The 22,447-nt window shown below is 65.7% G+C and carries 23 protein-coding genes; 11 read left to right on the top strand and 12 right to left on the bottom strand.

Translation table 11 applies throughout. The features are described from left to right. Positions 1-31: 31 nt before the first annotated feature. The gene (locus RMR04_RS11580) at positions 32-787 is read right to left on the bottom strand and encodes an SIR2 family NAD-dependent protein deacylase (protein ID WP_311914769.1); all 756 of its coding nucleotides are present in this window, start codon (positions 785-787) and stop codon (positions 32-34) included. 96 nt (positions 788-883) lie between these two features. Here RMR04_RS11580 and RMR04_RS11575 point away from each other — a divergent pair, with 96 nt between their 5' ends. Continuing rightward, positions 884-2,068, top strand: coding sequence for an aminotransferase (locus tag RMR04_RS11575; RefSeq protein ID WP_311914768.1), 1,185 nt, complete (start codon positions 884-886; stop codon positions 2,066-2,068). Between the two features lie 149 nt (positions 2,069-2,217). On the opposite strand, the gene RMR04_RS11570 is transcribed toward RMR04_RS11575, so the two are convergent. The 3 genes from RMR04_RS11570 to RMR04_RS11560 form a co-directional block, all read right to left on the bottom strand. Next, positions 2,218-2,610, bottom strand: coding sequence for a hypothetical protein (locus RMR04_RS11570; RefSeq protein ID WP_311914767.1), 393 nt, complete (start codon positions 2,608-2,610; stop codon positions 2,218-2,220). A gap of 246 nt (positions 2,611-2,856) precedes the next feature. Further along, a complete protein-coding gene (locus RMR04_RS11565; protein ID WP_311914766.1) occupies positions 2,857-4,386 on the bottom strand; it encodes a UxaA family hydrolase in 1,530 nt (509 codons plus the stop codon). A 114-nt stretch (positions 4,387-4,500) separates the two neighbouring features. Beyond that, on the bottom strand, positions 4,501-5,406 hold the full coding sequence (locus RMR04_RS11560; RefSeq protein ID WP_311914765.1) for a LysR family transcriptional regulator: 906 nt from the start codon (positions 5,404-5,406) through the stop codon (positions 4,501-4,503). A gap of 94 nt (positions 5,407-5,500) precedes the next feature. Between RMR04_RS11560 and RMR04_RS11555 the strand changes: the two genes are divergently transcribed. Next, positions 5,501-6,382, top strand: coding sequence for an aldo/keto reductase family oxidoreductase (locus RMR04_RS11555; protein WP_311914764.1), 882 nt, complete (start codon positions 5,501-5,503; stop codon positions 6,380-6,382). A 96-nt stretch (positions 6,383-6,478) separates the two neighbouring features. Here RMR04_RS11555 and RMR04_RS11550 read toward each other — a convergent pair whose 3' ends face one another. Further along, entirely contained in the window at positions 6,479-6,820 is a 342-nt protein-coding gene (locus tag RMR04_RS11550; RefSeq protein ID WP_069692005.1) for a phasin family protein, read from the bottom strand. Between the two features lie 386 nt (positions 6,821-7,206). Here RMR04_RS11550 and RMR04_RS11545 point away from each other — a divergent pair, with 386 nt between their 5' ends. Continuing rightward, complete coding sequence (locus RMR04_RS11545; RefSeq protein WP_311914763.1) at positions 7,207-8,850, top strand: serine hydrolase; 1,644 nt, start codon at positions 7,207-7,209, stop codon at positions 8,848-8,850. 60 nt (positions 8,851-8,910) lie between these two features. Here the strand turns inward: RMR04_RS11545 and RMR04_RS11540 are convergent, their stop codons facing one another. After that, positions 8,911-9,630: a DnaJ domain-containing protein gene (locus RMR04_RS11540; protein ID WP_311914762.1), complete on the bottom strand. Its 720-nt coding sequence runs from the start codon at positions 9,628-9,630 to the stop codon at positions 8,911-8,913. Then, complete coding sequence (locus RMR04_RS11535; RefSeq protein ID WP_311914761.1) at positions 9,627-10,373, bottom strand: VWA domain-containing protein; 747 nt, start codon at positions 10,371-10,373, stop codon at positions 9,627-9,629. The genes RMR04_RS11540 and RMR04_RS11535 overlap by 4 nt, the downstream gene beginning before the upstream one ends. A 135-nt stretch (positions 10,374-10,508) precedes the next feature. Between RMR04_RS11535 and panC the strand changes: the two genes are divergently transcribed. Beyond that, positions 10,509-11,321 carry a pantoate--beta-alanine ligase gene (gene panC, locus RMR04_RS11530; RefSeq protein ID WP_311915801.1) on the top strand — a complete coding sequence of 271 codons (813 nt, stop codon included), beginning with the start codon at positions 10,509-10,511 and terminating at the stop codon, positions 11,319-11,321. Positions 11,322-11,600: 279 nt separating this feature from the next. On the opposite strand, the gene RMR04_RS11525 is transcribed toward panC, so the two are convergent. The 3 genes from RMR04_RS11525 to RMR04_RS11515 are packed head-to-tail and all read right to left on the bottom strand — an operon-like array spanning position 11,601 to position 13,377. Continuing rightward, a complete protein-coding gene (locus RMR04_RS11525; protein ID WP_311915800.1) occupies positions 11,601-12,038 on the bottom strand; it encodes a DUF1489 family protein in 438 nt (145 codons plus the stop codon). A gap of 47 nt (positions 12,039-12,085) precedes the next feature. Next, entirely contained in the window at positions 12,086-12,988 is a 903-nt protein-coding gene (locus RMR04_RS11520; RefSeq protein ID WP_311914760.1) for a hypothetical protein, read from the bottom strand. A 5-nt stretch (positions 12,989-12,993) separates the two neighbouring features. Beyond that, complete coding sequence (locus RMR04_RS11515; RefSeq protein ID WP_311914759.1) at positions 12,994-13,377, bottom strand: peptidoglycan-binding domain-containing protein; 384 nt, start codon at positions 13,375-13,377, stop codon at positions 12,994-12,996. A gap of 161 nt (positions 13,378-13,538) precedes the next feature. Between RMR04_RS11515 and RMR04_RS11510 the strand changes: the two genes are divergently transcribed. The 4 genes from RMR04_RS11510 to RMR04_RS11495 all read left to right on the top strand — a co-directional run bounded on the left by RMR04_RS11510 (position 13,539) and on the right by RMR04_RS11495 (position 16,620). Beyond that, the gene (locus RMR04_RS11510) at positions 13,539-14,306 is read left to right on the top strand and encodes an SDR family NAD(P)-dependent oxidoreductase (RefSeq protein ID WP_311914758.1); all 768 of its coding nucleotides are present in this window, start codon (positions 13,539-13,541) and stop codon (positions 14,304-14,306) included. Between the two features lie 3 nt (positions 14,307-14,309). Continuing rightward, complete coding sequence (locus RMR04_RS11505) at positions 14,310-15,155, top strand: aminoglycoside phosphotransferase family protein (protein ID WP_311914757.1); 846 nt, start codon at positions 14,310-14,312, stop codon at positions 15,153-15,155. Positions 15,156-15,438: 283 nt separating this feature from the next. Further along, positions 15,439-15,843: a hypothetical protein gene (locus tag RMR04_RS11500; RefSeq protein WP_311914756.1), complete on the top strand. Its 405-nt coding sequence runs from the start codon at positions 15,439-15,441 to the stop codon at positions 15,841-15,843. A 222-nt stretch (positions 15,844-16,065) separates the two neighbouring features. Continuing rightward, the gene (locus tag RMR04_RS11495; protein WP_311914755.1) at positions 16,066-16,620 is read left to right on the top strand and encodes a GNAT family N-acetyltransferase; all 555 of its coding nucleotides are present in this window, start codon (positions 16,066-16,068) and stop codon (positions 16,618-16,620) included. A gap of 118 nt (positions 16,621-16,738) precedes the next feature. On the opposite strand, the gene pyrF is transcribed toward RMR04_RS11495, so the two are convergent. After that, complete coding sequence (pyrF, locus tag RMR04_RS11490; protein ID WP_311914754.1) at positions 16,739-17,641, bottom strand: orotidine-5'-phosphate decarboxylase; 903 nt, start codon at positions 17,639-17,641, stop codon at positions 16,739-16,741. Positions 17,642-17,826: 185 nt separating this feature from the next. Continuing rightward, the gene (locus tag RMR04_RS11485; RefSeq protein ID WP_311914753.1) at positions 17,827-19,248 is read right to left on the bottom strand and encodes a MocR-like pyridoxine biosynthesis transcription factor PdxR; all 1,422 of its coding nucleotides are present in this window, start codon (positions 19,246-19,248) and stop codon (positions 17,827-17,829) included. Positions 19,249-19,324: 76 nt separating this feature from the next. Between RMR04_RS11485 and RMR04_RS11480 the strand changes: the two genes are divergently transcribed. The 3 genes from RMR04_RS11480 to RMR04_RS11470 all read left to right on the top strand — a co-directional run bounded on the left by RMR04_RS11480 (position 19,325) and on the right by RMR04_RS11470 (position 22,121). Further along, positions 19,325-19,948 carry an FMN-binding negative transcriptional regulator gene (locus tag RMR04_RS11480; protein ID WP_311914752.1) on the top strand — a complete coding sequence of 208 codons (624 nt, stop codon included), beginning with the start codon at positions 19,325-19,327 and terminating at the stop codon, positions 19,946-19,948. A gap of 63 nt (positions 19,949-20,011) precedes the next feature. Beyond that, positions 20,012-20,659: a LysE family translocator gene (locus RMR04_RS11475; protein ID WP_311914751.1), complete on the top strand. Its 648-nt coding sequence runs from the start codon at positions 20,012-20,014 to the stop codon at positions 20,657-20,659. A 445-nt stretch (positions 20,660-21,104) separates the two neighbouring features. Further along, positions 21,105-22,121 carry a chemotaxis protein CheB gene (locus tag RMR04_RS11470; protein WP_311914750.1) on the top strand — a complete coding sequence of 339 codons (1,017 nt, stop codon included), beginning with the start codon at positions 21,105-21,107 and terminating at the stop codon, positions 22,119-22,121. Positions 22,122-22,447 lie beyond the last annotated feature (326 nt).

Here is a 22,447-nt window from a genome sequence, read left to right as displayed (position 1 = left end):
TGGCGCATGCGGGGAAACGCCGATCGATCGCCTACCCCGCCAATCGCCCCAGCGCCGGACCGATCTCGGCCCGCACCACGAGATCGGCGATGGCGTCGAGCTCAGTCGGCTCGCGGTTGACGATGACAAGTTTCGCGCCATTGCGCTTGGCGATGACGGGGATCGTCGCGGCGGGAAAGACGACGAGCGAGGAGCCGACCACAAGGAAGAGATCGGCCTGCAGCGTCAGAGCATGGGCTCGCTGCATCTGCAGCTGCGGCATCGCCTGGCCAAACGAGATCGTCGCCGATTTGACGTTGCCGCCGCACATGATGCAGCTCGGCGGCTCGCCAGTCGCCTCAAAAGCCGGCCTGATCGCGGCGAGCTCATGGCGCCAGCCGCAGGTCAGGCAGGTGGCGTAGGTGCCGTTGCCGTGCAGTTCGACGATGCGTTCATCGGGAATACCCGAGGCCTGATGCAGGCCGTCAATGTTCTGGGTGACGATGCCGGGCGAGCGGCCCTCGCTCACCAACCGCGCCAAAGCGCGGTGGCCACGATTGGGGCCGGCGCCGGCGAAATGGTCGTCCATTGCGAATTTGCGCCGCCAGGCCTCGACACGCGCCTCGCGGCTGGCGGTGAAGGCAGCAAACGGGATCGGCTTGTGGACCATCCAGGGCGAACCCGGCGTGCGGAAATCCGGCACGCCGGATTCAGTCGAGATGCCGGCTCCGGTAAAGCCGACGATCACGGCTGCCCGGTCGAGCATGGCATGGAGTTCGTCGATCGCGTCGTTGGTCTCGTCCTGCATGCGCAATGATATGGGGTGATAACCCGCCCACGTCCAAGTTGATTGATAGGGATGGCTGATTGACGAGGGCGCCGCCACATCCCAAAGCTGCCTGCCATGTTGAAGACGCCGCAAGCCACCTTGAACCCCGACCTGCTCGACACCGGTACGCCTCCGATCCCGGAGGCCCAAGGCTGGGCGCGTGCCTATGACGGCCGCAACGGGCCGCTGATCGACCTGTCTCAGGCCGTGCCGGGCTCGCCGCCGCCACAGGAACTGCTGCAGCGCCTCGGTGAGGCCGCCGGCGCGACCGACAGCGCCCGCTATGGCGCGATCACCGGCGATCTCGCTCTGCGCGAGGCCTATGCGAAGGAGATGGGGAGCATCTACGGCGCGCGCTTTTCGCCCAGCGAGATCGCGATCACCTCGGGCTGCAACCAGGCTTATGTCATCACGATGATGGCGCTGGCCCGGGCCGGCGACAATGTGCTCTTGCCGACACCCTGGTATTTCAACCACGAGATGACGCTGACCATGCTCGGCGTCGAGCCGAGGCCTCTGCCCTGCGATCCCGCCGCCGGCTTCGTGCCGGATGTCGCGGACGCCGAGAAGCTGATCGACGCGCGCACCCGCGCCATCGTGCTGGTGACGCCGAACAACCCGACCGGCGCGGTCTATCCGGCCGCGACCATCGCCGCCTTCGCCGAGCTCTGCGCACGGCGCGGGCTCTGGCTCGTGCTCGACGAAACCTATCGCGATTTCCTGCCTGAAGGCATTGCGAGACCGCATGAGGTCTTTGCTGCAAGCGCTTGGCAAGACTCCGTCATCGGGCTCTACAGCTTCTCCAAGGCCTATGCCGTGCCGGGCTGGCGCCTGGGCGCGATCACCGCGGGCGAGAAGGTCGTCGCGCAGATCGGCAAGGTGCTCGACTGCGTCCAGATCAGCCCCGTGCGCGCCGGCCAGGCCGCGATCACCTGGGGCATCGAGGGCATCCGCGACTGGCGCGAGGCCAACCGCGTCGAGATCAATGCCCGCGCCGCCTTGTTCCACGCCGCGATGGCCCCGCTGAACGGCTGGTCCGTGCTCGCGGCGGGCGCCTATTTCGCCTATCTCGCGCATCCCTTCGCGGGCGTGCCGGCCGCCGATGTCGCACGTGCGCTCGTGCAGGAACGCGGCGTGCTGGCCCTGCCCGGCCCCTATTTCGGCCCGGAACAGGAGCAGCATCTGCGCATCGCCATTGCCAATGTCGCCGCCGACCGGATCGGCGGGCTTGGCCAGAGGCTGGCCGGGTTTTCGGTTTAAGGAGTGCAGCCGAACCGCCCCGTCATCCCGGACAAGCCGCGAAGCGGCGCAGATCCGGGATCCATCGGAGGCCGCCGCGTTCTACGATGGATCCCGGGTCTGCGCTTCGCTTGCCCGGGATGACGGGCGTGGCTCGTAGATTGAGAAACCTACCGGAACAGCGCCGCGTAGCGCTCGCGATAGGCCCAGACCAACAGGCTCCCGAGCACCACGAGGATGATCGCCACAGGGATGCCCTGCGGGTTGATCACCAGGTGGAACAGCACGATCACCGTCATCACCGGCGCGAGCAATGCGAGGCCAAAGGCCGGCACGATGTTCAGGAGCAGGCTGAGCGCGCCCACCAGATTGACCACCTTCAACAGCGGCCAGAAGAAGCCGGCATTCTGCAGCGCGGTCTCGAAGGCGACGCCGCGCTCGCTGGTCGGCGGATGGATCAGATGCGCCCCGGTCGCGAGCCACCAGAAGCCGTCGACCGCGCTGACGAGGAAGAGCAATCCGAGCAGGATGCGCGGAACCGTAACCAGAAGAATCTGTCGCATGACCGTGCCCCCAGCACCGCTTTACGATACGGAAAGGCCTATCAGTCAAGGCCGGACGGGTGTCAATGCGCCCCTTACCCTTCTCCCCTGGCGGGAGAAGGTGGCACGGCGAAGCCGTGACGGATGAGGGGGCGCCGTGCACTTTCTCGTTTGAAATGGACGAAGATGACGCCAACCGGAACGGTCACGGCGCCCCCTCATCCGGCGCTTCGCGCCACCTTCTCCCGCCAGGGGAGAAGGAAAGCGCTACATCGTCGCCCCGATCTGCCAGGGCACGAACTCGGCGTCGCCATAGCCCATCTCTTCGGACTTCGAATGCTCGCCCGACGCGATGCGCAGCAGGTAGTCGAAGATCTCCTTGCCCTTCTCTTCCAGCGTCACGCCGTCGAGCACATCGCCGCAATTGATGTCCATGTCGTCGGTCTGCTTCAGATACATCGGCGTGTTGGTAGCGAGCTTCACCGAGGGCGTCGGCTTGCAGCCATAGGCCGAGCCGCGGCCGGTGGTGAAGGCGAGGATATTGGCGCCGCCGGCGACCTGCCCCGTGGCGGAGACCGGGTCGTAGCCGGGCGTGTCCATGTAGACGAAGCCCTTGGACTTCACCTGCTCGGCATAATGATAGACGGCGGCCAGCGTCTTGGTGCCGCCCTTGGCGGCAGCGCCGAGCGACTTCTCCAGGATGGTGGTGAGGCCGCCGGCCTTGTTACCGGGCGACGGATTGTTGTTCATGTCCATCCGGGCGCGGGCGGTATAGTCCTCCCACCACTTGATGATGCCGACGAGCTTCTCTCCCACCTCGCGGGTGGCGGCCCGGCGGGTCAGCAAATGCTCGGCGCCGTAGATCTCCGGCGTCTCCGAGAGGATCGCGGTGCCGCCATGCTCGACCAGGAGGTCGACGGCCTTGCCCAATGCCGGGTTGGCGGTGATGCCGGAATAGCCGTCCGAGCCGCCGCATTGCAGCGCCAGCATCAATTCCGAGGCCGGCACAGTCTCGCGCACGGCGCGGTTGGCGATCGGCAGCATCACCTTCAGCGCCTCGATGCCGGCGGCGACCGCCTTTTTCGTCCCGCCCGTCTCCTGGATCGTCAGCGTGCGGAAGACGTCGCTCTCCTCGACGCCATAGGCATCCTTCATCCGCTTGATCTGGAAGCCTTCGCAGCCGAGCCCGACGACGAGGACGGCGGCCATGTTCGGATTGCAGGCATAGCCCCAGGTCGTGCGCTTCAGCACCTCGAAGCTCTCGCCATTATAATCGATGCCGCAGCCGGTGCCGTGGGTCAGCGCGATGACGCCGTCGACATTGGGATAATCGGCGAGCAAGCCCGAGCGCTTGACCTCCTCGGCCATAAAGCGCGCCGCCGAGGCCGAGCAGTTCACCGAAGTGAGGATGCCGACATAGTTGCGCGTGCCGGCCTTGCCATTGGCGCGGCGGAAGCCCTCGAAGGTCGCCTGCTGCTCGACCGGCAGCACGAATTCGGGCTTGGCCTCGGCGCAGAAGGCATAGTCACGCTCGAAGGCGTGGAAGCCGGTATTGTGCTCATGCACCCATTCGCCAGGTGGAATATCGACCGTGGCGAAACCGATGATCTGGCCGAATTTGCGGATCGGCTCGCCGGTCGCGATCTTCGCCAGCGCCAGCTTGTGCCCGCGCGGAATCCGCTTCAGCGCGGTGACGCCCGCGGCAGTGACGCCGACATCGACCGGATCGACCGCGACCGCGACATTGTCGGCGGCGTTGAGCGTGAGCGTGCGGGGAGGAAGCGCTTTGTCGAGCATGTGCGAACCGCTGGCTGGGGTGCGCCGCGACCGGCGCGGCGACATACGCAACACATGCACCTGCGCGGCTCAGTTTTCAATCGTTTGAAGATGACGGCCGTCCGGCGGCGCATGTCAGGCCCCGCCGCCCGCTGCCTTGACGAAATCGAGGAAGGCTCGCAGTGGAGCGGGAACCAGGCGCCTGCCGGGATAATACAGGAACGGCCCCGGAAAGCTCTGCCACCAGGATTCGAGCACCGGTTCGAGCGCGCCGCTCTCGAGATACGGGCGCAGCCAGCCCTCGAAGAGATAGACGATGCCGGAGCCCGCGATTGCAGCATCGACCTTGAGGTCGACCGCACCGATCGTCACCAGAAGCGGTCCTGTGGGATCGACCCGCACCACCTCTCCGTCGCGCTCGAACTCCCAGGGGGCCATGCCGCCGCTCGCAAAGCGGCCACGAAGGCAGGCATGGCCGAGCAGGTCGCGGGGATGCGCCGGACGGCCGGCGCGATCGAGATAGCTCTTGGCCGCCGCAGCCGCAAAACGCTGGACCCGGGGGCCGATCGGCACTGCGATCATGTCCTGCTCCAGGCGCTCGTCATAGCGGATGCCGGCGTCGCAGCCGGCGGCGAGGACATCGACGAAGCTTTCCTCGGCGACCACTTCCAACCGAATCTCCGGATAGGCGGCCAGGAACGGCGGCACGATGGCGGGCAGGATGAGCCGCGACGCGCTGGCCGGCACGTTGAGGCGCAGCGTTCCCGCGGGCCTGTCGCGAAAGCTGTTTACGACGTCGAGCGCCGTTTCCACTTCCGTGAGAGCCGGCCCGAGGCGATCGAGCAGGCGTTGGCCAGCCTCCGTCACTGCCACGCTGCGTGTGGTGCGGTTGAACAGCCTGACACCGAGCTGCGCCTCGAGCCGGCGGACCGCCTCGCTCAATCCCGACGCGCTACCGCCGCTGGCCCGTGCGCCATCGCGAAAGCCCTTGGCGCGCGCGACCGCCACGAAGGCGTTGAGATCGCCCAGATCGACTTTCATTGTTTTGAATCCCGCACAGCCCGTGCCGATTATGACCGGTTATCGTGCGGGCCGGCAATGACTAGCTCAAGGAGGTTCCCAAAGGAGATCACCCATGTCCACGATCGAACCATCCGGCGCATTCGTCCTAGGCGACCGTCCCGTGAAGCGCCTCGGCTACGGCGCCATGCAACTCGCAGGGCCCGGCGTCTTCGGCCCGCCCAAGGATCGCGACGCCGCGCTAGCCGTCCTGCGCGAGGCGGTGGCGGCGAGCGTGAACCACATCGACACCTCGGATTTCTATGGGCCCCACGTCACCAACCGGATTATCCGCGAGGCCCTGCATCCCTATCCCGACGACCTCGTCATCGTGACGAAGGTCGGTGCCCGGCGCGGCGAGGACAAATCCTGGATTCCAGCCTTCTCGGCCGACGAGCTGACGCAGGCGGTCCACGACAACCTCGGCAATCTCGGTCTCGACATATTGGACGTCGTCAATCTCCGCGCCATGTTCGATGTCCACGGCCCGGCGGAAGGATCGCTCGAGGCGCCGCTCGCCACACTGGCCGAACTCCAGCGCAAGGGCCTCATCCGGCATATCGGGCTGAGCAATGTCACGCCGACGCAGGTCGCGGAAGCGCGCAAGATGGTCGAGGTCGTCTGCGTCCAGAACCAGTACAATCTGGCGCACAGGACCGACGACGCCCTGATCGACGATCTCGCCCGCGACGGCCTCGCCTATGTGCCGTTCTTCCCGCTCGGCGGTTTCAACCCCCTGCAGTCGTCCATCCTGTCGGACGTCGCCGCGCAGCTCGGCGCCACGCCGATGCAGGTCGCGCTCGCCTGGCTGCTTCACCGGGCGCCCAACATCCTCCTGATCCCTGGGACCTCGTCCGTCGCGCATCTGCACGACAATCTGGCTGCGGCGGATATCGTCTTGCCCGACGATGCACTCACGGCCCTGGACGGAATCGCGGCGCCGGCAGCTCACGGCTGAAACCTCGATCCAAGCCAAAGAAAAAGCCCGGCCTCACGGCCGGGCTTTATTATCGTGTCAGCGAGCCTGCGCCGCCAGCGGCGGCGTGGCGTCAGCTCACTTGGCGGCCGGAACGGCCTTGGCGACGATGCCTTCGAACGGCTTGTAGGCGTCCTTGGCAAGGGCGGTGTAGAGCTCGCCCATCTTGGTGAGCTGGGCGACGGCGCCCTCGAAAGCGGTCTTGACGTAGTCGGTCTGGATCTCGATCGCCTTGTCCAGGGTCTTCACGGCGGCGAGCTTCTCGATCGTCGCGGTGCCGGCCTCGAAGGACTTCTTGGCGTAGTCGGAAGCCTCGACGGCGATGGTCTGCACGCCCTTGGAGGTGGCGCCGAAAGCCTTCAGGGCCGCATCGACGTTCTCTTTCGAAGCCTTCTGGATCGTCTCGAACTGCTGGATCATGTTTCTTCCCTCCGGCACTTTAGAGTGCCGCCTCTGCTGACGAGCCCATGCGGGCCCAGGTTCTGCGCCCCAAGGTCAGATGAAAAGGTTCACCACCGGGGACAGTCCTCATATTGTGCAGTGCAACATGAATGTCAAGGACGCACCGCATTGCACCAGGCGCAAGCCTCACTGAAGCAGATGCGTCGCTTTTTAACGGCTCCGTAACCGCATCCGCCTAACCTCCCTCACTGTGTCCTTATCGCCACGTTTGTTGACGTGGTGCGGGATCGGGACGTGAGTTCTGTGTTGAGGCGGGTTGCATGGCTTTTTGTTGCGTTGGTACCCGACGCGCGCGTCTTCGCGCGGTCGTCGGACTGATCGGTGTCGTCACGATTGCGGTCAGCATGGCCGCGTCTCCGGCCGAAGCCCGCAAGCGTCGCCACCATGGCGCCGGCGGCGGCTATACGCCGCCTTACGCGGCCATGGTCGTGGACGTGAAGAGCGGCCGTACCCTCCACGCCGTCAATGAGGATGCGCCGCGCATCCCCGCCTCCCTGACCAAGGTCATGACGCTCTATATGCTGTTCGAGCAGATGGAGCGCGGCCGCTTCAGCATGGATTCCGAGCTCAAGGTCTCGGCTTATGCCGCGGCCCAACCGCCGACCAAGCTCGGCCTGCGCCCGGGCTCCACCATCGCGGTCGAGGACGCCATCAAGGGCATGATCACACTCTCGGCCAACGACGCCTCGGTTGTGGTCGCCGAGAGCATCGCCGGCTCGGAGGACGCCTTCGCCGAGTTGATGACGCGCAAGGCGCGCTCGCTCGGCATGAGCTCCACGCGCTTCCACAACCCGCACGGCCTGCCGCATTCCCCGCCGAACCTGACCACGGCACGCGACCTCACCATCCTCGCCCGTGCCATCCAGGAGCGGTTCCCGCGCTATTTCCCGCTCTTCCAGACGCGCTCCTTCCAATATGGCGAGCGCACGATCCGCGGCCACAACCGCCTGCTCGGCCGCATCGAGGGCGTCGACGGCATCAAGACCGGCTACACCCGCGCCTCGGGTTTCAACCTGATGACCTCGGCCAAATCGGAAGGCCGCCAGATCGTCTCGGTCGTGCTCGGCGGCCGCTCCGGCGCCTCCCGCGACAAGATCATGGCCGATCTCGTGGTCGCCAACCTGCCTCGCGCCGCCACCAGCGGCCGCGCCTCGACCATGGTCGCCGAAGCGCCCGAGCCGGAGGAGGCGCCGCGCCGCGCCGCGCCGGTTGCCGCCGCACCGCCGCAGCCTGTCGCCGTCGCCGCCGTCGAGCCCATGCCGGTGCCGCGCCCGCGCATCCAGCAGGAAGCACCGCTTCCCGCCGCCGCCCGCGCCTACACCGCCACCACCACGACGCCGATCGCGCCGCCGCGTCCGCTCAATGTCGGCGCCCAGCCGCTGCAGCTTTCGGGCATGCGCACCGTGACCGCCACGACGACGCCCTCGGCGATGCGCTGGTCGATCGGCTCCCAGCCGGCCGACGCCAAGGTCCTGCGCCCGCCGGCGAATGTCGACGTCACCTCCTCGATCGCCAAGGTCTCCGAGCCCGACGAAGAGGCCCTCGCCAAGCTCGCCCAGGGCAAGCCGCAGGAGGTCAAGCAGCAAGAGACGAAACAGGCCGAGCGCAAGATCGAACTGCGCCAGCCCGTCGCCGTGGCCGTCGCGGATAAGAAGTCCGAGCCTGCCACCACCACCCTTGTCGCCAAGGCTGCAGCCGACACCAAGGCGAACGACGCCCGCCCGGTGGCGAGCCTCGCCAGCGGAAAATGGATTATCCAGCTCGGCGCCACCGATGACGAGGCCAAGGCCAAGGACATCCTCGCCCGCGCCCGCTCCAAGGCGGCCGGCCCCCTGGCCGATGCCTCCGGCTTCACCGAGAAGGTCGAGAAGGGCGGCGCCACCTTGTTCCGCGCCCGCTTCGCCGGTTTCGAGGACCCCAAGGACGCCCAGAACGCCTGCACGAAGCTGAAGCGCGACGGTTTCGCCTGCTTCGCGACCCGCGGCTGACGGACAGGAAAGGATCTGAAACCGATGACGTTCCAGCCCCACACCCTGCCGCCGTTCGGCTCACTTCAGAAGGACGTCCTTGGCCTGGTTGACGCGGGCGGCAAGGCCGCTGCTGCCGCCGGCATCCGGATGAATCCGCTTCATCAGGCTCCGATGGGCCTCGCGGATCGCCTGCTCACCCGCCCCCGGCTGAAGCCCCAGGATCTCGTAGGCCTCCTGCTGCGACATCGCGCCCGGGCCCGCCGCGCCACCTTGCCCCGTGTCGCGGTGACGATCAGCGTCTTCACGCCAGCCGGGCGTCCGGCGGTCGAGATATGCCTCTAGCAGGCGGGCGCCGTCCGGATCGCCCGCGAGGCATTCGCGCATCAAGGCGCTGATCTCCGGCAGGCTCAAGCCATCGAGATCGCGCCCCGCAAAGGCCCCGGCCCGGACCTTGCCGGTCATGCCGCCGCTGTCATGGTCGAGTTCCATCTGCAGCAGCCTGGATTCGACCTTGGAGCGCGCGCCCGGCGTCGTGCTCGTCCCGGCCCCTCCGCCCCAGGGAAAGCGCATTCCGCCCGGCCCATAGGCGCTCCAGCCGAGCAGCCAGGCGCCGAGCCCGCCGACGAAGATCGCCATGTCGAGCCGCCCGCGCAGCATCAGCAGGGCCGCGACGCCGAGCGACAGCACGCCGCCCCCGGTCTTCACCGCCTTGGCCAGGAGCTTCGGATTGGCACCAGCGAACAGTTTCGACACCCACCAGAGCAGGATCAGCACGGCGACGCCGTAAAACAGGCTCAAGCTCGGCCTCCATCCATGGCACTCAAGAGCCGCTTGACCGCGGCGTTGTCGCCGGCGAGCCGCAGCAGCGCCTCGCGCCCGCCGCTGGCATAGGCGGCGGCGCCGCGCAGCAGATCGAGCAGCGAGCCCGGCGCATTCACGTCGAAGCGCGCATGCGCACCGCCGGTCAGGCGCGCGATCGTCGCGAAGGCGGCGCTGGCGGCGGGGTCATGGCCTTCCTGGAACATGAAACCGCGAATCCCACGCAAGCCGAGCTCTCCGCCAAGCGCGGCGAGCGCATCGACATCCTCCTCCATCGCATCGCCGACGAAGACGAAGGCGCGGATCGGCACGGTCTTCGCCTCATTGCGGACATGCTTGAGCACGCGATGGATCTGCGTCTGGCCGCCCTCGCAGGCGATCCGGCTCATCAGCCCGTTGAGGCGCTGCGGCTCGCCGACCCAGCCCGAGGAGCGGCACTCCATCAGCCCGCGGAAATAGACGAGCTGGACCGCAAGCCCGCCGCTCTTGCCCGCGACCTCGAACATCCGCGCCTGCAAGGAGCAGGCAAGATCCCATGTCGGCTGGCGGCTCATCGTGGCGTCGAGCGCGAAGACGAGCCGGCCCGCCTGCCCCGTCGCCAGCGGCGCGAGTTGCTTGGCGGCTCCCAGGAAACGGTCGATCGCACCCGGCGTCGAAGCCCCCGCAGCCTGTGGCGCGGTGGTTTCGGCCTTGCCCAGGGCACGGTCGGTCTTGTCGCTCATGAGGCTCCCGGTCGCACGACGCTGCAAATCATACCCGACCTGATATTGGCCATCGCCCGCGCATTTGCTACCCGTCCGCAAAATGGGAGGACAGGTGCAGTGACGCAGATAGCGGTTTTCGAGACGGTCGCCGCCATGCGGGCCAAGGTCGCGGCCTGGCATGAAGCGGGCGAGAAGGTCGCGCTGGTGCCGACCATGGGCGCGCTGCATCAAGGCCATATCGCGCTGGTGAAGGAAGCCCAGCGCCATGCGCGGCGCGTCATCACCTCGATCTTCGTCAACCCGACGCAGTTCGCTCCGCATGAGGACTTCAAGAAGTATCCGCGCACCTTCGACACGGACTGCGCGATGCTGGCCGAGGCGCAGGCCGACGCGGTCTTCTTCCCCCAGGTCGAGGAGATGTATCCGCCCGGCTTCGCCACCCGCATCCTGCTGCTCGGCCCCGCCGCGGTCGGCCTCGACGACCGCTTCCGGCCGACACATTTCGAAGGCGTTGCAACGGTTTGCTGCAAACTCTTTACCCAGAGTCAGGCTGATTGCGCCGTTTTCGGCGAGAAGGACTATCAGCAGCTCAAGGTGGTGACGCGGATGGCTTCCGATCTCGACCTCGGCATCGAGATCGTCCCGCTGGCGACCTTCCGCGAGCCCGACGGCCTCGCCATGTCCTCGCGCAACCGCTACCTCTCGGCCGAGCATCGCGCGCTCGCGCCGCTGCTGCACAAGGTCATGCAAGCGCTCGCCGCGCGCCTGCGCAACCGCGACGATTTGTTCAGGGCGGTGACCGAGGCGCAGGGCGAGATCATCTCGGCCGGCTTCGAGCTCGACTATCTGGAGGCACGCCACGCAGAGTCACTGGCGCCAGTGACCTCGCTCGCCGACGGGCCGATCCGGATCCTGGTCGCGGCGCGGATCGGCGGAACGCGATTGATCGACAATATTGCCGTTTGAGCCCTGGCGATGACGCCTCTGTACTGGGTCGGAAGCTGTCCCCTCTGCCGGCAAGGCCGCATCATCCTCCAGCGGAACGACGCGTCGGGGACGATCTACGCTCATTGCGAGGAATGCGAGCAAGGCTATGCCGAGCCGGCTGACCGGGATGCCGGGAGCGGCTTTCTGACGCTCGCCCTGGACTACGAGACATCGGATCCCGATTGGACTGCGATTGAAGGCTCGCCTTGGGCGGAACACGTCCTGGGCCGATTGGGCTGAACGACCGACCGGCGGAGCCTACAGCAACCCCAATTCCGCCAACTCCCGCCGCATCGCCTCCGGCATCACGCCGAGATCGCCGCTGCGGCCATCAATGTCGCGCGGCTTGTCCTTGTCGGCGAGATAGCGCCAGCCCTGGAAGGGCCGGCAGGGCCGCGGCTCGACCGGCACCACCACCGGCTCCATCACCAGATGGCAGCGGCCGATGCCGTCCGCGTCGGTGAAGGGCCTGATCTCCATCAGGCGCTGGCGGGCCGAGATCTGGCCCTTGATCACCCAATAGAGCGAGCCGCCATCGACGATCTCGCCAACGCGCTTGGGCACCATGCGGGTGGTATGCGTCTGCTCGTCGGGTCGGCCCATCCGCCGGCGCAGCAGCGACTGCTCCTCGATCCATTCCTCGAGATCGCTGATCGATTCGGCGCCGACGCAGAGTTTGAGCAGGTGAAGTGGCATGGCCGGGATAGTAGCGTCGATCGCCGCTCGCGCCAGCGCCGCCGCGCTCAATCCAAAGCTTTTCTCGAATGCTCGATGGCGTAGGTGCCGCCGTCGAATTTGCGCACCGTGTCCGGCGAATTGGGAGTGGGTGCGGCTGCCGCGTCGAGCATTTCGGCGGTCGAAAGCCCCTGATTGACCTTGTGCAGGATGGTGTCGGAGACCAGGAACGCATTCTCGGCCAAGAGCCGCTTGCGTACGTCCTGGAGGTCATCGGGATCGAGTAGGGTTATGAACGAACAGCCGCCGACCGATTGCAGTTTCGGCTTTCCATCTGTCCAGACCACGGTCGTCGAAGTCGAGAAGGTCCACTGGACCGCGCGCACCGGGACATGCGCACCATCGGGGCGCTCGACGACGAGGGCGGTGATGAAATTCGTTTCGCTGGCGTGCTTCTGCAGGAAATTCCGTTTTGCTGTCAGCATGTTGGCGCGCACGAGACGGGCGGTTCCGCCAGGCGAATCGGTGATCGTGATCGAGCCCTGGCTGTTGTTGGCGACCGGCTTTGCCAGCGCCGAAAAAAACGGCAGCGACGGCGCCGAAAAATTGTTGCCCACGTTCGCGCCGACACAGTCGAGGTTCCAGGTGAAGTTGATCGAGGTCGTGCCAATGGTCTGCGAGCCGTGCTCCGGCTCGAGCCCGGCATAGGACATCGAGAGGAATTTGTGGAACGCGATCTGTTTGAGACCGTAGCCCGTTCCTGCCGGTGCGCCCTTGGGCGTGAAGCTGCAGGTCGTTTTGAACGCCTGCACGCCGCTGTTGGGGGCGAAGCGCCCGACCATCAGCCGCCAGTCGAACGGGTCGGGCTTTTCGAAATCGACCGGGCGACCCCTCGCCGCGTCGGAATTGAAAATATTCTCGAAGGTGACGCCGGAAATGGTGAAGCCCGGCGAAATCGTATGATCGGACATGTCGCCTACCAGTACATGTTGCCGCGCTGCTCGGCCGGGAGAACCCGGTCGAACGCCTGGCCTGTCTTGTATTTCCCGAAATCGGGCAATTCGAGCAACGGGTCCGCGAGGATCAACTGATCGAACAGTCCCAGCGTCTTGGGGCCGATCATCCCATCGGAGGCAAGCCCTTTCTGCAGCTGGAACTTGCGCACATTAGCGTCGGTCTCGCTGCCGAAAATCCCGTCCCACTGGCCATTCTTGAACGATTTGACGAAGCTGAAGCCGAGGTCGTTGAGCAGATCCTGCATCGTCGCGACAGCGGGTCCGGCGGCGCCACGGGCGAGTGGCGCAGACGACGTCACCTTGAGCAAAGGCAGGCAGGCTGAAAGGCGACGGGACCGAAACATCGCAGCGTCTCCGTGATTGTCAGCGTCAGACCAATAGCCATCCAGAATATGACCAAAAACAATCAGACACCGAAACAGCCAGGCTTGTAAATCCACACGGCGCGGCGGCGTGACCGCCGCGACCGAACAGGCTATTCAGACCCGCACACAGGAGACCCACCATGCGCGGACTTGCAGGCAAGGCCATCCTCGTCACCGGCTCCTCGACCGGCATCGGCTACGCCATGGCGCAGCGATTGGTGGCGGATGGCGCGAAAGTGCTCGTCCATGGCCGCGACGAGGCCGAGGTCGAGGCCGCCTGCCGGCATCTCGGCGCCTCAGCGCAAGGGACCACCGGCGACCTCGCCGACCCCGCCACCGCGCAAACGCTGGTCGATGCCACGGTGAAGGCCTTCGGGCGCATCGACGGGCTGGTCAACAATGCCGGCATCTATCCGCGCGGCGTGCTGACTGAGACCACGGCGACCTTCTTCGACCATATCTTCGCGATCAACACCCGCGCGCCGCTGCTTTGCGCCGAGGCCGCGATCCGAGCCTTCCGCCTGCAGAAATCCGGCGGCGCGATCGTCACCGTCGGCTCGATCAACGCCTATTGCGGGCTCTCCAACCTGACCGTCTATTCGATGTCGAAGGGCGCGCTGATGACGATGACGCGCAACCTCGCCAATGCGCTGGGACCTGAGCATATCCGGGTGAACCAGCTCAATGTCGGCTGGACCTTCACCGCCAATGAGGATGTGACACAGCAGCGCGAGGGCCAGAAGCCCGGCTGGCAGGACCATGTCCCGCTCAAGCTCGCCCCGACCGGTCGGATCATGCAGCCCGAGGAGATCGCGGCCCACACCGCCTTCTGGCTCTCCGACGAGAGCGCCCCGGTCTCGGGCCAGCTCTACGAGGCCGAGCAATATCCGCTGATCGGACGCGTCTGATCCGTGGATTCCGCTACGCCTGCCGATTTCGAGTCTTGGCAATATTTTGAGCCCTGGCTGTCACGCTGGGCGCTCACGCCCGATGGCGACGCCATCATCACCCATGGCAGCCGCCTGTTGCCGGTGCGCCGTCAGGGCGAGCCCGCCATGCTGAAGCTGCCCGAGACCGAGGATGAGCGCCTCGGCTACCGCCTACTCGAATACTGGGACGGCGACGGGGCCGCACGCTTGCTTGCCCGCGACGAGGTCGCCATGCTGATTGAACGCGCCATCGGCAAGCGCTCGCTTGCGGCCATGGCACGCAACGGCAGGGACGATGAAGCGACACTCATCCTCTGCGAGGCGATCGCCCGCCTGCAGCAGCCGCGCGGCCCGGCTCCAACCGGACTGATCCCGCTCGAAACCTGGTTCAAGGACCTGTTTGCGATGGCGCAGCAGCGCGGCGGCCTCCTCGCCCGCTCGGCCGCGACGGCGCGCGAACTGCTGGCGGCGCAGCGAGAGATCCTGCCGCTCCATGCCGATCTCCACCACGAGAATGTGCTGGATTTCGAGGGGCGCGGCTGGCGCGCCATCGACCCGAAATGCGTCATCGGCGACCGCGCCTTCGAATACACCATCCTGTTCTGCGACCCCGCTCTCTCCGATCCCGAGCCCCCGGTCGCGCTGGGCCGTTTCGAGCGCCGGCTTGACATCGTCGTCGCGCGATCGGGGCTGGAGCGCCCCCGTTTGCTGCAATGGCTCATCGCCTGGTGCGGCCTCTCGGCCGCCTGGTTCCTCGGTGACGACGACCCGCTGGCCGAGATCAACCTGGCGATCATGGCAAAGGCGATCGCCGCGCTCGACGGTTAGAGCGTTTTCGAGCGAAGTGGACACCGGTCCGCGTGAAGAAAACGCGTTAAAACAAGGCTCTAGAGCCGGGGCATCCCGGAACTTCCCGGCTCGCTCCAGTCGGCCAGTTCGCGCCAACTGCAGCCATCGGAACATTGTCTGGAGCCGGAGATTCGACCCAACGCCGCTCTCGTCGGGATCGAAATCGCGTTTCGCGCGTTGATCAGTCACACCGCCAATCAGGCGCGAGGAGCAGAACATGACAACGATCAGGCAAACGGCCGTTTCCTTAGCCGCTTTTCTCATGCTGGCTTCGCCGGCCATGGCGCAGTCGCGCTCACTCGGTCCGGCGACCGGTACCGTCAGCATCGAGCAGGTCCAGGCGGGCTTTGTCGCCTCCGGCGAGGTTGGCGGCGGTACGCTGCGTTATCACGGCCGCACTTATCCGATCACGGTCGGCGGCATCGGCCTGGGGTCGATCGGCGCATCGCGCACCGTCGCCTCCGGAACGGTCTACGGACTTAAGAACAGGTCCGACCTTGCCGGCGCCTATGTCCAGCTGAAGGAAGGCTGGGCTGTCGGCAATCAGGGACGCGGCAGTGTCTGGCTGAAGAACGACAAGGGAGTGACCTTGCGACTGGCTACGCGCCGGCAGGGGCTTCAGCTCTCTCTTGGCGCCGATGGCGTGCTGATCGGCTTCAAGCAGTAAGACGTGGTCGCGGGCTGACAACCGCTGCCTGGAGCCGAATCTCAGCCTTGGCTCCGGGAGCCGCAACAGCCAGATCCAGTCGAATCTACGAGGGCGGTGGAGCCGTATTTGCCCCCCCGCCCGCGACGGACCGAGTTGGGCCGCAAAGCGGATCCCATGATCGCCGGGGACTGGCCGGCTCGACCGTTCGGTGGCAGGGTTTGCGTCTCCTGGCAGGCCCCGATGGCAAAGCAACCCATACCGCACCCGGTCCTCTCGACCCCACGCCTGCGCCTGCGCCAGTTTCGCGCCGATGACGCGGAGGCGATGCATGAATGCTTCGCCGACCCCGAGGCGATGCGCTTCTGGAACCAGCCGGTCTATACGAAGCCCCTCGAAACCGAGCGGGCCGTGCGCAATTTCATCGACTGCACGCCATCCTATTATCGCTTCTGGGCGGTGACTGAGGCAGGCGATGATCGCTGCCTCGGGCTGGTCAACTACCATGACGGCCATATCCGCAGCAGGCGCGCGAGCATCGGCTATATCATCACCCCGGCGCGCCACCGGCAGGGCTTTGCCAGGGAAGCCGTATCAGCGATGCTCGACTTCTGCTTCGCCGAACTCGGCCTGCATCGCCTCCAGGCCTTCATCCATCCCGACAATACCGCTTCGATCGCACTGATCGACAAACTCGGCTTCAGCCGCGAAGGCCTGTTGCGCGACAATCTGCGCGTCGGCGAGGTCTGGCGCGACGATGTGCTCTACGCGCTGCTGGCGAAGGACTGGCGACGCTAGGGCTGACTTCACATCCTGCGGGGCGGCAGCCCCTGCTCCACCTTCATCGCCCCGACGATGGCTTTGGCTCCTGTTCGCCGCTCCCTGCCCGGTCGGGAACGTCACGGCCAACTCGATATCACGCCGACTTGATGTGACCATGGGCATGGTCATAGGCGATCGCGGCTTTGAAGCTGCCAATCCTCTCGATGATCATGTGGCGATAGAGTTCGGCTGGAATATCGCGATCTTCGACCCGGGTCAGTCCTCGCGACACGGGGACGAGCAAATCGCCGGGGCGGCTGCCTCGCAGGGAGTGAATGCTGGCGATATCGCCGCCTTGAGCCCCCAGACCAGGCGCCAAGATGATGGAGTTGGGCAAGAGCTGCCGCAGACGCGCGCCTTCATTGGGAACTGTCGCCCCGACCACAGCGCCGATTGGACTTAAGGAGCGCAAGTCCGCAGTTGCGAAGCTTCCGATCAAGTCGGCCACGCGATCGGAAACCAGCCGGTTGCCCGCCATCTTGTCCTGGAGCCAGCTTGCTCCCGGATTTGATGTCCGGCAGAGGACGAACAGACCTTTCCCGAAGCGGTTGGCGCATTCAACGAAGGGCTCCAGCGTATCTGGGCCCATCAGCGGGTTGACGGTCAGGCAGTCGGCTTCGAAATCGCCGCTTCCGCCCTCCGAGGCTGGCGTCAGATATGCGCGGGCATAGGCGGCAGCCGTAGCCCCGATATCCCCCCGCTTGGCGTCGAGAATGACGCCCATGCCCGCCGCTTTTGCCCGTTTCATTCCGGAGGCAAGGGCCGCAAGTCCCGCCAGGCCGCAGGCTTCAAAATAGGCCGACTGAAACTTCACAAAGCCAACGCGACCCTCGACCGCGTCGAGGGCGAAATTCACGAAACGGTCGACCCAGCCCCCGACATCGTCGCGTTCAAAAAACCGAGGCAGATCGGCGAGAGATGGGTCGATACCGGCGACAAGTTCGCCATATCGGCCGACATTGTCTTCGACGATTTCAATCCATGTTCGAGCGTTCATGGACTCCCCCTGTAATCTCGCCACTCAAGGTTAGAGTGCGGCGTCCAGGTTTTGCAACGCCGCCTGACCACTATTTCGCAACGATCTGAAGGTCCGCGTCAAAAGGCTCGCCAAGACCACGAGGTCGCGGACAGAACGGCGATTATGGGTGATGGGCCGACCTCAGTCGAAATACCGGCAAGGCCTCATCGGCGCTTCGTCAGCACGGTCGCCAGCATCGAGATACCACGCCGCACCATCTCGGTGTCGAGCGCGGCGTAGCCGAGAATGAACCCTGCCGTCTGGGGCTTGGATAGCTTCGGATCGTATAATGGCGAGACAGGATGAATGCCGAGCCCGATTGACCGCGCGGCCTCGACAATCCCAGCCTCGCGATCCGCGCCAACGCCGTTGATCCAGATGACGACATGCAGGCCCGTATCGGCTCCCTCGATCGATACGGCCGGCCCGCATTCGGCTGACAGGGCCTGGAGCAGCACGGCGCGTCGCTCGGCGTTCTTCCGGCGAATGCTGCGGACGTGGCGCTCATAGGCGCCACTCGCCAGCAGCTCGGCCAGCGCCTCCTGCTCCAGGAGCGGGCTGTGCCGATCGGTGAGGCGCTTGGCCTCGCTGAACGCCCGAGCCAGCCCGGCGGGGAGAACGAGATAGCCCAGTCGCAAGGTCGGCGAGAGCGTCTTGGAGAATGTGCCGACATAGATCACCGACTGTGGGTCAAGCGTCTGCAAGGGCGGGATCGGGGAGATGTCGTGCCTGTACTCGCCATCATAGTCATCCTCGATGACATAGGCGCCCGAGGCTGCAGCCCAGGCCAGGAGCGAGCGTCGGCGCGTCGCGGAGAGGACCCCGCCAAGAGGAAACTGGTGCGAGGGTGTAACGTAGACGAGACGCCCCGGCGGCAGCCCATCAACGCATAGGCCCTCGCCATCGACGGGAATCGGAACCGCAATGCCACCCGCTGCGATGAAGGCGTGACGGGCGAGCATGTATCCGGGATTCTCGATGAGAAAGGCATCGCCGGGGTCGAGCAGCAGCCGGGCGCAGAGATCGAGCCCCTGCTGCGAGCCGTTGACGATGACGATGTCGTCCGGCGAGCAATTGATGCCGCGCGCGCGCCAGAGATAGCCTTGCAGCACCGAGCGCAGATCGGTGGCGCCCTGGGGGTCGGCATAGCGCAGCCGCGCCTTTCGCCGAAGGCTGACCTTGGTCAGCGCGCGCCTCCAGGCCAGCACGGGAAAATCGTCGCCGGCCAGGTCCCCATAGCGGAAATCCGCGACGTTGACCGCCTGAGACGGCGTCGGCGGCGGCAAGCTGAGCAGGCGCTGCGCGAAGCCCGAAAGATGCCGCACCGCCGCCGTCAGTGCGGGCGTCGGCGTCGTCTTGGCCGCGAGGCCCTGCGCCACGATCGGACGTGCGCCGGCCCGCGTGACCAGATAGCCCTCCGCGATCAATTGACCATACGCCGCCGTCACCGTCGTGCGGGATGCTCCCCACTCCATCGCGAAGGCGCGCGACGACGGTAGGCGATCACCGGGCCGATAGGCGCCGCTATGAATCTGCTCCTTGATCGCCGCGATGATCCTGCGGCCGACACCGTCTAACTGGCCCACATCAATCCCTCGCAACTGGCTATTCCCAGCAAGCCAGATTGGCGGCATCTGTCCCGGCAACGCAAGGAGTTCGCAGATGTACACGCCTCCAGCCTTCCGCGACGACGACAGGGACAGCATCCGGGCGACGATCCGGGCCGCGCGGCTCGCCAATTTCGTCACCGCCTCACCCGACGGCGTGCTGGCCACGCCGCTGCCGCTCTATCTCGACGAGAACGAGGGCGAGCACGGCGTGCTCTACGGCCATCTCGCCAAGGCCAACCCGCAATGGCGAACTCCCGTCACCGGCGACGGGCTTGCGATCTTCATGGGGCCGGACGCCTACATCACGCCGTCCTGGTACGCGACCAAGCAGGAGACCGGGAAGGTTGTCCCGACCTGGAACTACGTTGCGGTTCACGCCTATGGCCCGGTCGAGTTCTTCGATGACCCCACCAGGCTGCTGGCGGCCGTGACCCGATTGACCAATATCCATGAGGGCGAGCGCGCGGCGCCCTGGGCCGTCTCCGATGCCCCTCCCGATTTCATCCAGGCGCAGCTGCGCGGGATCGTCGGCATCCGCATGCCGATCACGAGGCTGGAGGGAAAGCGCAAGATGAGCCAGAATCGTCCGGAGGCCGACAGAGCCAATGTCGCGGCCGGCCTTGCCGCGAGCGATCGCCCGGTGGAGCGCACGGCCGCCACCCTGATCCCGTCCTGAGAGAGGGTTCGAGGTTCCCCTCAGCCCTCATCCAGTTACCTCCTCTCTCGACGGGGCCGATCCATGCCTGACTTCTCGCAGCTTGCCCTCTATCTCGCCGCGGCCTTCCTGCTGGCGATCACGCCCGGTCCCGGCATCTTCTACGTCGCGGCTCGCACGCTCGCAGGCGGTCGCGCTGAAGGCATCGCGTCCAGCCTCGGCACCGGCCTGGGTGGAATGGTCCATGTCCTCGCCGGCAGCCTGGGCGTCTCCGCGCTCGTGCTGGCGAGCGCCGAACTCTTCACAGTGCTCAAGCTTGTAGGAGCGGTTTATCTCGTCTGGCTCGGCTTGCGCACCTTCCAGGCCGCCCGGCGCGACGCGGCGAATGTCCTGGCCGGCGGCATTGTCGAGCCTCCGATCGGCCCCCGCCGGGCTTTTCGCGAGGGCGTGCTCGTCGAGGCGCTGAACCCGAAGACGGCGGCGTTCTTCCTGGCCTTCATTCCGCAGTTCGTGGACATGACGGGCAGCGTGGCGTTGCAGTTCATGGTGCTGGGCTTCATCTCCGTCGTGCTCAACACCCTGGCCGACGTCGTGGTGGCCTTTGCGGCCAGCGGTATCCGGGACGGCGCGGCGGCACGGCCCGAGCTCATCAAGCGCCTGCGGGAAGCCTCGGGCGGCGCGATGATTGCGCTGGGCATCGGCCTTGCCCTCGCCAAGCGGCCCGCCAGCTGATCCCGGGGACTGGCCGCGCCTGAGAGGCCCGGCACCGTCCGCCATGGCTCGAACGCCCCTCCCCGGGCACTCACCGCCCCATCAGCCTGATGCAAGCAATTTTCTACGGACGACGATCCCTGTTACAGAAAATGGAACATATTATCCCTGGTCTTGTTCTTTATTCAGCATGTGTCCTTGAGTGCAAATTCGCTTGAATACGCATCGAAGTCGGCAATGTTAGTTTTTCTTCACTTGGATGATCGAACTGAAAATCGGCCCAAATAAATCGATTCGAAAACCTCCCTCGCAGGGGAACTTCAATTCGGTGCCGACTTCTCCGTAATTTCTAGTGGACCGCTGGGGAAGAGATTGCGCGCTTTCGCAATACGCCCCGTCGATAGAGCGCGATGCAATCGATCGAGATGCGAGCCGAAAAGACGGGATAACCGCACCATGTGCCTTTATGAGTGACCGGCCGCCCACCATCGTCGTCATCGGCGCCTCGGCCGGGGGCATCGAGGCCCTGCGCGCTATCGTCGGCGGTCTGCCAAGCGATTTTCCGGCCGCGGTTTTCGTGGTCGTGCATCTGGGCGCGCACAAGAGCGAGCTCCCCTGGCTCCTGAGTCAGATTGGGCCTTTGCCTGTGGTTCATCCCCAAGATGGCGATGACGTTCAAGGTGGCATGATCTTCGTTGCGCCTCCCGATCATCACATGATCGTAAGGCACGGACGGATACGGCTGACGAAGGGCCCGCGCGAAAATTGGGCGCGTCCGGCCATCGACCCGTTGTTTCGCAGCGCGGCGGAGAGCTACGGCGCCGGCGTCGTCGGCGTCATCCTGAGCGGCGGCCTGAACGATGGTTGCGCCGGCCTCTATCAGATCAAGGACAGCGGCGGCGTCACGCTCGTGCAGGACCCCGCCGACGCCATCAACCCCAGCATGCCACGCAGCGCTATCGCCAATGTCACGATCGACCATTGTCTGCCTGCGGCAGAGATGCCGCGCCTGCTCGTCGAGCTCGTCGCAGCGATGGACACCACGAACGTCGCGACGCCGCATCTCCCCGTTGGGTCGAGACAGGAGGAGGTGATGACGGCCTATACCAGCGACCAACCCATCGCGGTGACTTGCCCGGATTGCGGCGGCGCCCTGCGTCGTCAGCACCTGGGTCCGTTCACCCAGTTCCGCTGCCATATCGGCCATGTCTACACAGCCGAAATCATGCTGGCGGCGCAGTTCCTCGCCTCGGAGCAATCGCTCGGCGCGGCGATGCGGACGTTGCGGGAGCGCGGCGAACTCTGTCGTCAGATGGTAAGCAGGACGGAACTTGAGAATACTCCGGCCGCATCGGCCTGGGAGCGCGCGATGCAGGAAGCCTTCGATCAGGCGGATACGGTGCGGCAGCTGCTGGAACGCGAGTGGACGCTCCCCGACGGGATTGGCGTCGTCGAAAGCTCTGGCGCCCCTGCGGCAGGGTGATCCGGCACGGGCTCAACGCGACCGTCTGTCGGTTCTGTGGACAGGCCGACGATTTAACTGCGGTCTCTAGAGCAGGATGCGAAAAAGTGGGAACCGGTTTTTCGAACCGATCCTGCTCTAACTCTTTGATGAGAGACGGATTCAGATTTCAGGTCGGGTCACTTAGCAATCCGACCTGAAATCATCCGGCTCTGGCGTGCTTTCGAGCGAAGTGACCACCGGTTCGCGTGAAGGCTCTGGCGGCGAAATGATTGCGCCAGGCATCGGCCTTGCTCTAGCCAAGCGGCCCGCCACCTGATCCCAGTCTGAGAGGCCGGCTCGTCGCT

This window comes from Bosea sp. 685 (assembly GCF_031884435.1).
Classification (GTDB): Bacteria; Pseudomonadota; Alphaproteobacteria; order Rhizobiales; family Beijerinckiaceae; genus Allobosea.
Note: the sequence above shows the minus strand (reverse complement) of the source record. Positions and strands in the feature narration are given on the sequence as shown.

What these genes read in the sequence shown, in the direction of transcription:
- RMR04_RS11580 (WP_311914769.1), bottom strand. Translation starts at nt 787, where the DNA reads ATGCAGGACGAGACCAACGACGCGATCGACGAACTCCATGCCATGCTC.
- RMR04_RS11575 (WP_311914768.1), top strand. Translation starts at nt 884, where the DNA reads ATGTTGAAGACGCCGCAAGCCACCTTGAACCCCGACCTGCTCGACACC.
- RMR04_RS11570 (WP_311914767.1), bottom strand. Translation starts at nt 2,610, where the DNA reads ATGCGACAGATTCTTCTGGTTACGGTTCCGCGCATCCTGCTCGGATTG.
- RMR04_RS11565 (WP_311914766.1), bottom strand. Translation starts at nt 4,386, where the DNA reads ATGCTCGACAAAGCGCTTCCTCCCCGCACGCTCACGCTCAACGCCGCC.
- RMR04_RS11560 (WP_311914765.1), bottom strand. Translation starts at nt 5,406, where the DNA reads ATGAAAGTCGATCTGGGCGATCTCAACGCCTTCGTGGCGGTCGCGCGC.
- RMR04_RS11555 (WP_311914764.1), top strand. Translation starts at nt 5,501, where the DNA reads ATGTCCACGATCGAACCATCCGGCGCATTCGTCCTAGGCGACCGTCCC.
- RMR04_RS11550 (WP_069692005.1), bottom strand. Translation starts at nt 6,820, where the DNA reads ATGATCCAGCAGTTCGAGACGATCCAGAAGGCTTCGAAAGAGAACGTC.
- RMR04_RS11545 (WP_311914763.1), top strand. Translation starts at nt 7,207, where the DNA reads ATGGCCGCGTCTCCGGCCGAAGCCCGCAAGCGTCGCCACCATGGCGCC.
- RMR04_RS11535 (WP_311914761.1), bottom strand. Translation starts at nt 10,373, where the DNA reads ATGAGCGACAAGACCGACCGTGCCCTGGGCAAGGCCGAAACCACCGCG.
- panC (WP_311915801.1), top strand. Translation starts at nt 10,509, where the DNA reads ATGCGGGCCAAGGTCGCGGCCTGGCATGAAGCGGGCGAGAAGGTCGCG.
- RMR04_RS11525 (WP_311915800.1), bottom strand. Translation starts at nt 12,038, where the DNA reads ATGCCACTTCACCTGCTCAAACTCTGCGTCGGCGCCGAATCGATCAGC.
- RMR04_RS11520 (WP_311914760.1), bottom strand. Translation starts at nt 12,988, where the DNA reads ATGTCCGATCATACGATTTCGCCGGGCTTCACCATTTCCGGCGTCACC.
- RMR04_RS11515 (WP_311914759.1), bottom strand. Translation starts at nt 13,377, where the DNA reads ATGTTTCGGTCCCGTCGCCTTTCAGCCTGCCTGCCTTTGCTCAAGGTG.
- RMR04_RS11510 (WP_311914758.1), top strand. Translation starts at nt 13,539, where the DNA reads ATGCGCGGACTTGCAGGCAAGGCCATCCTCGTCACCGGCTCCTCGACC.
- RMR04_RS11500 (WP_311914756.1), top strand. Translation starts at nt 15,439, where the DNA reads ATGCTGGCTTCGCCGGCCATGGCGCAGTCGCGCTCACTCGGTCCGGCG.
- RMR04_RS11495 (WP_311914755.1), top strand. Translation starts at nt 16,066, where the DNA reads ATGGCAAAGCAACCCATACCGCACCCGGTCCTCTCGACCCCACGCCTG.
- pyrF (WP_311914754.1), bottom strand. Translation starts at nt 17,641, where the DNA reads ATGAACGCTCGAACATGGATTGAAATCGTCGAAGACAATGTCGGCCGA.
- RMR04_RS11480 (WP_311914752.1), top strand. Translation starts at nt 19,325, where the DNA reads ATGTACACGCCTCCAGCCTTCCGCGACGACGACAGGGACAGCATCCGG.
- RMR04_RS11475 (WP_311914751.1), top strand. Translation starts at nt 20,012, where the DNA reads ATGCCTGACTTCTCGCAGCTTGCCCTCTATCTCGCCGCGGCCTTCCTG.
- RMR04_RS11470 (WP_311914750.1), top strand. Translation starts at nt 21,105, where the DNA reads ATGAGTGACCGGCCGCCCACCATCGTCGTCATCGGCGCCTCGGCCGGG.